This is a genomic window from Cedecea sp. B1(4) (genome assembly GCF_059414925.1).
In genome coordinates this window covers 1-264 of the sequence record NZ_JCAHMZ010000219.1, presented here as the reverse complement: position 1 = coordinate 264, position 264 = coordinate 1, and the positions used below count along the sequence as shown (strand labels likewise).

Genomic DNA, 264 nt, shown 5'->3' with positions numbered 1-264 from the left:
GCATACATGGCGGTGCGCAGCAGCGGCATGTGGTTTTCCCAGCAGATGGCGCCGCCGATGCGGCCCGCGGCCGTCTCCAGCACGGGCAGGGTGGAGCCGTCGCCCTGGCCCCAGATCAGCCGTTCGGTGCCGGTGGGCATCAGCTTGCGGTGCTTGGCGGCCAGGCCGGTGGCGGGATCGAAGTACAGCGCGGTGCAATACAGCGTGCTGCCGGCGCGTTCGATCACGCCGATCACCAGGCTGGCGCCGGTGCGTTGCGACAGC

At 70.5% G+C, this 264-nt stretch carries 1 protein-coding gene; it reads right to left on the bottom strand.

Annotation, left to right across the window (positions count from 1 at the left end; translation table 11 throughout):
- Positions 1-264, bottom strand: a 264-nt coding sequence (locus ACR6JA_RS22695) for a nitrilase-related carbon-nitrogen hydrolase (RefSeq protein WP_494599720.1), incomplete at both ends; no start/stop codon positions are given.